We start from the raw sequence: 11,789 nt of genomic DNA on the forward strand, positions 1-11,789 counted from the left end.
ACGTCGCCGCCATAAAAAAACCGCCATCTCGGAGCGAAATGGCGGTTTTTTTGGCATCCGACCTCGCCCCGAATGCGGCGCGGCGGACATCGGTCACGTCATGCATGCCCGGCGCGCCCCCCCCCCCCCCGGAATCATCCGAGGCGCGCACCAGACACCGACGCGCTTTACTTCTTGCGGGCCGGCGGAACGTCGGTGCAAACACCTTCGTAAATCTCCGCCGCCATACCGACCGATTCGGCCAGCGTCGGGTGCGGGTGAATCGTCTTCCCGATATCGACGGCATCCGCGCCCATCTCGACGGCCAGGCAAAGTTCGCCGATCAGATCGCCAGCGTGCGTGCCGACGATGGCACCGCCAACGATGCGATGCGTTTCTTCATCGAACAGCACCTTGGTGAAGCCTTCGTCACGGCCGTTCGCGATCGCGCGACCCGATGCCGCCCACGGGAACACGGCCTTGCCGTACTTCACCCCTTCGGCCTTCAACTGGTCTTCCGTCTTGCCGGCCCAAGCCACTTCCGGATCGGTGTAGGCGACCGACGGAATCTGGATGGCGTCGAAATAAGCCTTCTCGCCTGCCGCCGCTTCCGCCGCGACGTGGGCTTCATGCACGGCCTTGTGGGCCAGCATCGGCTGACCGACGATATCGCCAATCGCGAAGATGTGCGGCACGTTGGTCCGCATCTGCCTGTCGACATCGATGAACCCGCGATCGCCCACGGCGACGCCCGCGTTCTCGGCGCCGATCTTCTTGCCGTTCGGGCTGCGGCCCACGGCGACCAGCACGAGGTCGTAACGCTGGGGCTCCGCCGGTGCCGCCTCGCCCTCGAACTTCACGTAGATGCCATCGGCCTTGGCCTCGGCACCCACGGTCTTGGTCTTGAGCATGACGCGGCCGAAGCGCTTCGCGTTCATCTTCTCCCAGACCTTGACCAGATCGCGGTCGGCGCCTTGCATCAGGCCGTCGAGCATTTCCACGACATCGATCTCGGTGCCCAGGGCGCTATACACCGTCGCCATTTCCAGACCGATGATGCCGCCACCGATCACGAGCATCTTCTTCGGCAGTTGACGCAACTCGAGGGCGCCGGTCGAATCGACGATGCGCGGGTCCTCCGGCAGGAACGGCAACTTCACCGCCTGCGAACCCGCGGCGACGATGGCCTGCGCGAACTTCACGGTGCGCTTGCTGCCGTCTTCAGCGACGACTTCGATGTGATTCGGGTCGAGGAACGTGCCGACGCCGCGCACGACTTCCACCTTGCGCATCTTGGCCATGCCGGCCAGACCGCCCGTGAGCTTGCCGACCACGCTTTCCTTGTAGGCGCGCAGTTTGTCGAGATCGATCTCGGGTTTCGCGAACGAAATGCCGTGATGACCGAGCGTCTGGGCCTCTTCGAGAACGGCCGCCGTATGGAGCAGCGCCTTCGACGGGATGCAACCGACGTTCAGGCACACGCCGCCGAGGGTCGCATAGCGCTCGACGAGCACAGTCTTGCGGCCCAGGTCGGCACTGCGGAACGCCGCCGAGTATCCGCCCGGACCGGCGCCCAACACGAGCACGTCGCACTCGGTGTCGGCACCGCCGCTGTGCTTGGCCGCAGCCGGGGCCGGGGCGCTCGGCTTTGCCGCAGGCACGGCGGCGGCAGGCGCTGCCGGCGCGGAGGCGGCCACCGGGGCTTCGGCCTTGGCGGCACCGGCACCGTCCACTTCGACAAGCGCGATCAGCGTGCCTTGACTGGCCTTGTCGCCCACCTTGATCTTCACTTCCTTGACCGTGCCCGACACTTCCGACGGCACTTCCATGGACGCCTTGTCAGACTCAAGCGTAATGAGCGATGCATCCTTGGCGATCTTGTCGCCCGGCTTGATCATCACTTCGATGACATCCACGCCCTCTGCGCCGATGTCCGGTACTTTGACTTCGATGAGACTCATGCGGGGTCTCCCTGTCGCATTTATGACTTGATGGTGGTATCGATCGGAAACGTGTGCACCTGAAACGGGGCGGCGGAACTCTTGTCGAACTCCGCCCCCGCCTTCACGCCCGCTTCGGCGATGGCGCTGGCACTCAGATCCTGGTCATAGAGGGCGTACATGGCGCCGAGCGCGAAATTGCGCCCTGAGCCAATCCCCCAGAACCGATCGAAAACAAACACTTCCCGGTAGGAATAAATCCCGTAGATGCCGGTCGGATTCGCTATCACGCAGGTGATCTGCGACGACTCGTACGGATCGTCTTCCTCTTCCTTGGTGTTGAGGAAATACTCTTCCTTGAGCTTCTGGTGGACGCGGCAGAACGTGCGGAACACCTCGTCACGCGAGTGCAGACGGCATTCGTCCGCCATACCGGAGAGAATGGCGCGCATGACCGGAAAGTGTGCGGTCGTGCCCGCCAGGCCAACATAGGAATCGCCTACGAGAAAAACCTTGCGATTTTCCTCGTACGATTGCGAGAGCCGCGTATCGCCGAACGTCACAAGCGAATCGGCGGCAATCGCGATCTCACCGGCCTTCTTGACGACTACCACGGTGGTCATGATGCCCTCCCCGTCCAGATCCTGAAGCGTTCGCGCGAGCGCCGCCGGACTTGCGCTTGCGCGCAACCGGCGGCGCCTGCCATTACAGCATCGCGCGACGGAAATCCTGCAACAGTTGCCCCAGGTAGGCGTTGAAGCGTGCCGCCTCGGCGCCGTCGATCACACGGTGATCGTAAGACAGCGACAGCGGCAGCGTCAGTTGCGGCAGGAATTGCTGCTTGCGCTCATCCCACACCGGCTTCTGATACGAACGCGACAGGCCCAGAATGGCCACTTCCGGTGCGTTGATGATCGGCGTGAAGGTTGTGCCGCCGATACCGCCGAGCGACGAGATCGAGAAACACCCGCCTTGCATCTGGTCAGGCTTGAGCTTGCCTTCGCGGGCGAGCTTCGCCAGTTCCGAGGTCTCGCGAGCGATTTCGAACACGCCCTTCTTGTCGGCGTCGCGAACAACTGGCACCACCAGACCGTTCGGCGTGTCGGCGGCGAAACCGATGTGGAAGTACTGCTTGAAGACGAGGTTGTCGCCGTCCAGACTTGCGTTGAACGTGGGGAACTTCTTCAGGGCCATCACACAGGCCTTGACGACGAAGGCGAGCATCGTGACCTTGACGCCAGCCTTCTCGTTTTCCTTGTTCAACTGCACGCGGAACGCTTCGAGTTCGCCAATATCCGCTTCGTCGTTGTTCGTGACGTGCGGAATCATGACCCAGTTGCGGTGCAGGTTTGCACCCGAGATCTTCTTGATGCGCGAGAGCGCCTTGGGCTCGATCGGACCGAACTTCGAGAAGTCGATCTTCGGCCACGGCAACAGGTTCAGCTCACCACCACCGGCAGGCGCGGCGCCCGACACAGCAGGGCGATTGCCCGCAAGCGCGCTCTTGATGAAGTTACGCACATCGTCAACGACCACGCGGCCCTTCGGACCGGTCCCCTTCACTTGCGTCACATCCACCCCCAGTTCGCGGGCGAACTTGCGCACCGACGGACTGGCGTGGCTGATCGGCGGATGGTCCGACGCGGCAGCGGGGGTCGCTGGCGCGGCGGTCGGGGCCGGCGCCGGAGCCGGGGCTGCGGGGGCAGCGCTCGGTGCCGCAGGGGCCGGCGCGCTCGCTGCGGCAGCGGCAGCGGACTTCGCCGGTGCGGCGGCAACAGCGCCTTCGAGCACAACGATCAACGTGCCTTCCGACACCTTGTCGCCCACTTTGATCTTCAATTCCTTGACCACACCCGCAGCCGGGCTCGGCACATCCATCGACGCCTTGTCGGACTCCAGCGTGACGAGCGATTGCTCGGCCGTCACGGTATCGCCCACCTTGACCAGCACATCGATCACGGGCACGTCGTCATACCCACCAATGTCCGGCACCTTGACGTCGATCTTGCTCGTACCGCCGCTGGCGGCCGGGGTTGCCGATGCGGCCGGTGCAGCGGGTGCCGCGGCTGGCGCGGCCGCTTGCGGCGCAGCCGCAGGCGTCGGCGCGGGGGCTGCCGCCGCACTGGCTTGCGCGCCCGAACCGTTGGCGGTCTCGAGCGTCAGAATAAGAGAACCCTCAGATACTTCATCGCCGACTTTCAGGCTCAGCGCCTTGATGATGCCAGCGGCCGGGCTCGGCACATCCATCGTCGCCTTGTCCGATTCCAGCGTGATCAGGGCCTGCTCGGCATCGATCTTGTCGCCCGCCTTGACCAGCACGTCGATGACGGGCAAGTCCTTGAAGTCACCGATATCGGGGACTTTCACTTCGATCACTTGACTCATTTTCCACAGTCTCCTCGAGGCTGCGCTTGACGCGCGGCGCGCCCCGCCTGCCGCTTGAGGCGGCTGGCGGTCGCACGCGCCGCGCGAAGCGGCCTTTAGACGGTCATCGGGTTGGGTTTGTTCGGATCCAGGTTGTACTTGGCAATCGCTTCGGCAACCTTGGTCGCCGGCAGCGTGCCTTCGTCGGCCAATGCCTTGAGGGCAGCGACCGTGACCCAGTTACGATCCACCTCGAAGAAGTGACGCAGCTTCTCGCGCGTATCCGAACGGCCGTAGCCGTCGGTGCCGAGCGCCACATAACGACCCCGCACGAAGGGGCGAATCTGATCGGCGTACGTGCGGATGTAGTCGGTCGATGCGATGACCGGACCACGGGTGTCGTTCAGGCACGACTCGACATGCGACAAACGCGCCGGCTCGGTCGGGTGCAGCAGATTGTGGCGCGCCGCGTCGTTACCTTCGCGGGCCAGCTCCGTGAAGCTCGGGCAGCTCCACAGATCCGATTCGACGCCCCAATCGTTCTTGAGCATTTCGGCGGCGGCGATCACTTCGTTGAAGATCGTACCCGAACCCAGCAGTTGCACGCGCGGTGCCTTGCTGTCGTCCGCCCCGCGACGGAACGCGTACATCCCCTTCAGGATGTCCTGCTCAACGCCTTCCGGCATGGCCGGATGCGGGTAGTTCTCGTTCATCACGGTCAGGTAGTAATAGACATCTTCCTGATCCTGCACCATGCGACGCAGGCCGTCCTGAACGATCACGGCGAGTTCGTAAGCGAACGTCGGATCGTACGGCAAACAGTTCGGAATCGACGACGCCCACAGCAGCGAGTGACCGTCTTCGTGCTGGAGACCTTCGCCGTTCAGGGTCGTACGACCGGCCGTGCCGCCCACGAGGAAACCGCGAGCGCGCATGTCGCCGGCCGCCCAGGCCAGGTCGCCCACGCGCTGGAAGCCGAACATCGAGTAGAAGATGTAGAAGGGGATCATCGTCTCGCCGTGCGTCGAGTACGACGTGGCGGCCGCGATCCAGTCGCACATGCCACCGGCTTCATTGATGCCTTCCTGCAGAATCTGACCGCTCTCCGATTCCTTGTAGAACATCAATTGATCCTGATCCTGCGGGATGTAGCGCTGGCCGACCTGGCTCCAGATACCAATCTGGCGGAACAGACCTTCCATACCGAAGGTGCGGGATTCGTCCGGCACGATCGGCACGATACGCTGGCCCAGCGCCTTGTCCTTGAGCAGCACGTTGAGAATCCGCACGAACGCCATCGTCGTCGAGATCTCGCGGCCTTCGGCGGTCGCCTTGAGCAGGGCATCGAATGCGGACAGCGCAGGCACCGGCAACGATGCGGCCTTGGTGCGACGCTGCGGCAGATAGCCGCCCAGCTCCATGCGGCGCGCGCGCATGTATTCGAGTTCCTTCGAGCCTTCCTCGAACTTCAGGTACGGCACGTCGGCGATCTGGTCATCCGCGATCGGCAGCTTGAACTGGTCGCGGAATTTCTTGAGCGACTCCACCGGCATCTTCTTCTGCTGGTGGGTGATGTTCATGGCCTGACCGGCCTCACCCATGCCGTAGCCCTTGATGGTCTTGGCCAGAATGACCGTCGGCTGCCCCTTGTGCTGGGTGGCCGCCTGGTATGCGGCGAAAATCTTGTGCGGATCGTGGCCGCCGCGGTTAAGCGCCCAAATGTCTTCGTCTGACCAGTCGGCGACCATCGCCTTGAGTTCCGGCGTATTGAAGAAGTTCTCGCGCACGTACGCGCCGTCCTTCGACTTGTAGGTCTGATACTCGCCGTCAACACACTCCATCATGCGCGTCATCAGCAGACCCTTCTTGTCGCGGGCGAGCAAGGTGTCCCAGCGGCTGCCCCAGATCACCTTGATGACGTTCCAGCCGGCACCGCGGAACTCCGATTCGAGTTCCTGGATGATCTTGCCGTTACCGCGCACCGGGCCGTCCAGGCGCTGCAGGTTGCAGTTGATCACGAACACGAGGTTGTCGAGATGCTCGCGACCGGCCATGCCGATGGCGCCGAGCGATTCCGGCTCGTCCGTCTCGCCGTCGCCGAGGAAGGCCCAGACCTTGCGGCCCTCGGTCTTCACGATGTTGCGCGACTCGATGTACTTCATGAAGCGCGCCTGGTAGATCGCCATGATCGGGCCCAGGCCCATCGACACCGTCGGGAACTGCCAGAAGTCAGGCATCAGCCACGGGTGCGGATACGACGACAGACCGCCGCCGTCCACTTCCTGGCGGAAGTTCTCGAGCTGGGGCATTTCCAGACGGCCCAACAGGAAGGCGCGGCTGTACACACCCGGCGACGAGTGGCCCTGCACAAAGACCAGGTCGCCACCGTGCTTGTCGGACGGCGCATGCCAGAAATGGTTGAAACCAACGTCATAGAGCGTTGCGGCCGAGGCGAACGACGCGATGTGACCGCCGACGTTCGTGTCCTTGCCGGCGCGCAGCACCATCGCGATCGCATTCCAGCGCGTGTACGAGCGAATCTTGTGCTCGACATCCTGATCGCCGGGGATACGGGCCTGCTGGTCGAGCGGGATGGTGTTGATGTACGGGGTATTCGCCGAGAACGGGTGATGTTCGCCGTTGATGCGGGCGAACTCGATCAGCTTCTCGAGCAGGTAGTGGGCACGCTCTGGGCCCTCGGCCGCCAGCACGCCTTCGAGCGAGGCCAGCCATTCTTGCGTTTCTTGGGGATCGGCGTCCGCGGGGGACACGATCTTGAGGGCTTCTTCAGGTACGGCGGACATGGTGTCTCCTTGTCTGTCGTTAGCGGGTTGGCGTGACGGTCGAATCCCGCTTTATGGACGGGCCCACCGGCTTTTTTACCGGGGCATTGTACGAAGGTTACTCCCGCCTTCGCAAGCGAAATTTCAGATTACGATAGTAAATTTTATAATGCGGAATTCTGCTGCGGTGCACATAAAATCAATAGGTTGCTGGTGCCATCACACCACGATTTTCCAGCGTACCGATCGGTCTCAAGAGCAAATTGCGCGGCCGTCTTACGCAAAAGCTCGGAGGCTTCCGAAAAGCAAGCGGTCGCCGTTGATGGCAGCGGGAAACCGCCCGGCCTGCGCTACAATCTCGCCATGCTTTCGCCCCGCCTTGCCAATTCCGCTCCGCCGTCCCGGTCCGCCGCTACGTCTGCCCGCTCCAACCGTTGGTTGCAGGGGTTCGCGGAGTCGCATTACTACTTGCTGGTCCCGCTCGTCTCCATTGTGATCTTTCTCGTGGTGATGAGTCTGATCCTGTGGAGCCTGAACCGCCGGGAGACGGAGCAACAGCAGGACACGCTGTATCGGAATGTGGCATGGGCGCAGCAACAGATTCGCCTCAACATGCTGGCCATTCAAGATCAGATCAGCTCGCTTGCGCGCGACACGGCAGCCAAGCCGCAGGACGTTGCGCACTTCCAGAATACGGCGAACGAAGTGATGCAAAATCATGCGGACATCGTCTTCATGAATTGGCTGGACGCGTCGCAGCGTCCCAAGTGGGCGGCGCCGGCGGATTCCCCGTTCGCGTCGCGGTTGCAGGGCTCGGCGCAGCATCCAATGGAAGACGAATTATTGGTCGCGTTCCGCGCCGCCCGCGATTCGCGCCGCTCGGCCTATTCCACCCTGATTTATGACGCCTCGGGCGCAAGCTACATCGTTGTACAGGTGCCCGTGCTGCGCGAGCGCGAGTTCCTCGGCACGATCAGTGCGGTGTATTCGGTGGAAGGCTTGCTGATCCACGAGTTGCCGCAGGAGCTTGGCGACAAGTTCAAGGTGTCGTTCATCGACACTCACAACAACGAGCTGGCAACGACATCGACACGCCCGCCGTTACCGCGCGATGTCTCCTACGAGTTGCTCCTCGATCCCCCCGGGCACAGTCTCGCGGTGCGCATCTACTCGTATCCTGCCGTCGGCAATTTCGTCAACAACACGCTGGTGTGGCTGATCGCCGGCTTGTCGTGCTTCGTGCTCTGGAGCCTCTGGAGCCTGTGGCGGCATACGCGCCAGCGCTTCGAGGCACAGCAGGCGTTGTTCAACGAGACGTCGTTCCGGCGGGCCATGGAGAACTCCATCGTCATCGGCATGCGTGTGCTCGACCTGCAGGGCCACATTACTTACGTGAACCCCGCGTTCTGCCGGATGACAGGCTGGGACGAGCAGGACCTCATGTACCGGGCGCCGCCCTACCCTTACTGGCCCAAAGACGACATCCACGAAATGCAGCGTCGCATCGACATGACGCTGCGCGGCAAGGCGCCCTCGCACGGCTTCGAAATTCGCGTGCAGCGCAAAGACGGCACGATTTTCTACGCGCGCATGTTCGTCTCGCCGCTCGTGGACGCGCATGGCCGTCAGACCGGCTGGATGTCGTCGCTGACCGATATCAGCGAACCCAAGCGGGCGCGCGAGGAACTCGCCGCCGCCCATGAGCGGTTCACGACCGTGCTGGAGAGCCTCGACGCGTCGGTATCGGTACTCGCCGTCGACAAGGCGGAATTGCTGTTCGCGAATCGCTATTACCGTCAGTTGTTCGGTACGCGCCCGGAAGGCCACCTGGAGTTGTCCGGTGGCGGCGAACTCTCCCCTACGTCGCTCGATCACATCGATCTGGTCGATGCCTTTGCCGGACTGCCTGCCGCGTCGCTCACCGACACGGCTGCGCAGACACAGGAAATTTATCTGCCGGCGCACCAGAAATGGTTCGAAGTCCGGCGTCAATATATTCAGTGGGTGGACGGCCACTTGGCACAGTTGCAGGTGGCAACGGACATTACGGCCCGCCGTCATGCGGAGGAGCTGGCCCGTCAGGAAGAAGAACGCCTACAGTTCACGGGGCGTCTGACGACCATGGGCGAGATGGCTTCGTCGCTGGCCCACGAACTGAACCAGCCGCTCGCGGCCATCAACAACTACTGCATGGGCACGGCGGCCCTAGTGCGCGCCGGGCGCACCTCGCCGGAAACGTTGCTGCCCGCGCTGGAAAAAACGTCACAGCAGGCGGTGCGTGCGGGCATGATCATCAAGCGGATTCGCGCGTTCGTGAAACGTAGCGAACCGAAGCGTCAACCCTCGTCGATCTATGAGATCGTCGCGGATGCCGTGGGGCTCGCCGAGATTGAAGCGCGCAAGCGCCGCATTCGCATTGTGACCGAGCTGCCGGCAGGACTGCCACAGATCAACGTCGACCCGGTGCTGATCGAACAGGTGCTCGTGAATCTGCTCAAGAACGCCGCCGAGGCCATGCACGGCTATACGCCGCCGCCCGGCCAGCGTCGCGACCTGAGCGTGCGTCTGCACGTGGAACGGCGAGATAAATCGGTCGAATTCCAAGTCTCGGATCATGGACCTGGGGTGGACGAGGCCACCATCGAACGATTGTTTGAACCTTTCTTTAGCACTAAATCGGACGGCATGGGCATGGGCCTGAATATCTGCCGTTCGATCATCGAATCACACCACGGCCGTCTGTGGGTAGAAAACAATGACGTCGACGGCGTGCGGAATGGTTGTACTTTTTGTATTCTGTTACCGTTAGAAGGCGATACGACATCCGGATCCGGGGGAGGACTATGACGACACCCAACACCACTATCGAACAAGAAACCGTCTTCGTCGTTGATGACGACGAGGCGGTCCGCGACTCGCTTCGCTGGCTACTCGAGGCCAATGGCTACCACGTACGAGGCTTTGCCAGTGCCGAAGAATTCCTTTCGCACTACAACGGGCATCAGCTTGGCTGCCTGATTCTGGATGTCCGCATGCCGGGCATGAGCGGCCTGGAACTTCAGGAAAAGCTGGTCGAGAACCGGTTCAACATTCCCATCATCTTCGTGACGGGCCATGGCGACGTGCCGATGGCCGTCGACACGATGAAGAAGGGCGCGATGGACTTCATCGAAAAGCCGTTCGACGAAGCGGAATTGCGTGCTCAAGTCGAGCGGATGCTCGCAAAAGCACGGCAAGACGCCAGCAGCCAACGCGAGTTGCAAGCCGCCGAGGATCTGCTGTCCAAGCTTACAAGTCGTGAACATCAGGTGCTCGAGCGCATCATTGCCGGCCGCCTGAACAAGCAGATCGCAGACGATCTTGGCATCAGCATCAAGACGGTCGAGGCGCACCGCGCCAACATCATGGAGAAGCTCAACGTCAACACCGTTGCCGACCTGCTCCGCCTGGCACTCTCGAAACGTTCCGGCGGATCGCCTCGCCCCTGAACCCGGTCGCCGCCCGCCGTCCGCTCGCCATCGCGCCGGCTGACTGACGGGCGGCCGAAGTGCCGGACCCATGACCGGTAGCATCTCGACCGGTTGCGGTGGCATGATGCTGCTCGCCAAGGAGACGCGGCGAGCAGCGTCAGCCGTGCAGCGCCGTAGCTCGCTCGAAGCCGCCGCCGCGCCCCCTCCCGCGCGTTGCGGCGCGCCGCTATAATACGGTCTTTGCGCCTGTCACCTGCCTGACCGGCGCGGCCGTATCCGGCCCCTCGGGCCAGCCCCCATCCTTCCTACGATATCCACGCATCATGACCGCCACCCTCATCGACGGCAACGCCCTCGCCAAACGTATTCGCGCCGAAGTTGCCACCCGTGCCGCCGTTCTGACCGCCCGCGGCCACCAACCCGGGCTTGCCGTGGTGCTGGTCGGCGAGGATTCGGCCAGTCAGGTCTACGTGCGCAACAAGGTCAAGGCCTGCGAAGACAACGGCCTGTATTCCTCGCTCGACCGCTATCCGGCCGATCTGACGGAAAGCGCCCTGCTTGCCCGCATCGATGAACTCAACCGCGATCCTAAGATCAACGGCATCCTCGTTCAACTGCCCCTGCCTAAGCACATCGACAGCCACAAGGTGCTCGAAGCCATTGCGCCGGAAAAGGACGTCGACGGTTTTCACGTGTCGAATGCGGGCGCCCTGATGACGGGGGCACCGCTGTTCCGCCCGTGCACGCCCTATGGCTGCATGAAGATGCTCGAGTCCGTCGATTTCCCGCTGCGCGGGGCGGTGGCCGTGGTAATCGGCGCGTCGAACATCGTTGGCAAGCCGATGGCGATGATGCTGCTGCAGGCAGGCGCCACCGTCACGATCTGCAACAGCAAGACGCGAGATCTGGCCGCGCACACCCGCAACGCTGACGTCATTGTCGCGGCCGTGGGCAAGCGCAATATCGTCACGGCCGATATGGTCAAACCGGGTGCGGCAGTCATCGACGTCGGCATGAACCGTGACGACGCGGGCAAGTTGTGCGGCGACGTCGATTTCAACGGCGTCAAGGATGTGGCCGGCTATATCACGCCGGTACCGGGCGGCGTGGGACCGATGACGATCACCATGCTCCTCGTCAACACGCTTGAGGCCGCCGAGCGCGCCCTCGACGCCTGATCGTCAGCACCGCGCGTCACGCCGGGCGTGCTCGACCTCTCGGTCGCGCGCGCCCTTGTTGCTTTTGGGCCCGTG

At 62.9% G+C, this 11,789-nt stretch carries 8 protein-coding genes; 4 read left to right on the top strand and 4 right to left on the bottom strand.

Going from position 1 to position 11,789, the window contains the following annotated elements; all coding sequences use genetic code 11:
- Nucleotides 1–167 precede the first annotated feature (167 nt).
- The 4 genes from lpdA to aceE form a co-directional block, all read right to left on the bottom strand.
- Nucleotides 168–1,940 carry a dihydrolipoyl dehydrogenase gene (gene lpdA / locus PanNE5_RS20680; RefSeq protein WP_261938737.1) on the bottom strand — a complete coding sequence of 591 codons (1,773 nt, stop codon included), beginning with the start codon at nt 1,938–1,940 and terminating at the stop codon, nt 168–170.
- Between the two features lie 20 nt (nt 1,941–1,960).
- Nucleotides 1,961–2,542, bottom strand: a complete 582-nt coding sequence (locus PanNE5_RS20685) for an MFS transporter (RefSeq protein ID WP_026131554.1) — start codon at nt 2,540–2,542, stop codon at nt 1,961–1,963.
- Nucleotides 2,543–2,624: 82 nt separating this feature from the next.
- Nucleotides 2,625–4,304, bottom strand: coding sequence for a dihydrolipoyllysine-residue acetyltransferase (gene aceF / locus PanNE5_RS20690; protein WP_261938738.1), 1,680 nt, complete (start codon nt 4,302–4,304; stop codon nt 2,625–2,627).
- A 95-nt stretch (nt 4,305–4,399) separates the two neighbouring features.
- The gene (gene aceE, locus PanNE5_RS20695) at nt 4,400–7,087 is read right to left on the bottom strand and encodes a pyruvate dehydrogenase (acetyl-transferring), homodimeric type (RefSeq protein WP_017231577.1); all 2,688 of its coding nucleotides are present in this window, start codon (nt 7,085–7,087) and stop codon (nt 4,400–4,402) included.
- Between the two features lie 342 nt (nt 7,088–7,429).
- Between aceE and PanNE5_RS20700 the strand changes: the two genes are divergently transcribed.
- From PanNE5_RS20700 to folD, 4 genes are all read left to right on the top strand, one after another.
- A complete protein-coding gene (locus PanNE5_RS20700) occupies nt 7,430–9,913 on the top strand; it encodes a PAS domain-containing sensor histidine kinase (RefSeq protein ID WP_039829656.1) in 2,484 nt (827 codons plus the stop codon).
- A complete protein-coding gene (locus PanNE5_RS20705; protein ID WP_017231575.1) occupies nt 9,910–10,554 on the top strand; it encodes a response regulator transcription factor in 645 nt (214 codons plus the stop codon). The genes PanNE5_RS20700 and PanNE5_RS20705 overlap by 4 nt, the downstream gene beginning before the upstream one ends.
- Nucleotides 10,555–10,624: 70 nt before the next feature.
- Nucleotides 10,625–10,768, top strand: a complete 144-nt coding sequence (locus tag PanNE5_RS20710; RefSeq protein ID WP_157211311.1) for a hypothetical protein — start codon at nt 10,625–10,627, stop codon at nt 10,766–10,768.
- Nucleotides 10,769–10,859: 91 nt separating this feature from the next.
- Nucleotides 10,860–11,714, top strand: coding sequence for a bifunctional methylenetetrahydrofolate dehydrogenase/methenyltetrahydrofolate cyclohydrolase FolD (gene folD / locus PanNE5_RS20715; protein ID WP_017231574.1), 855 nt, complete (start codon nt 10,860–10,862; stop codon nt 11,712–11,714).
- The last annotated feature ends 75 nt before the right edge of the window (nt 11,715–11,789 follow it).

The sequence above is a fragment of the Pandoraea sp. NE5 genome, from assembly GCF_024363545.1.
Lineage (GTDB): Bacteria > Pseudomonadota > Gammaproteobacteria > Burkholderiales > Burkholderiaceae > Pandoraea > Pandoraea cepalis.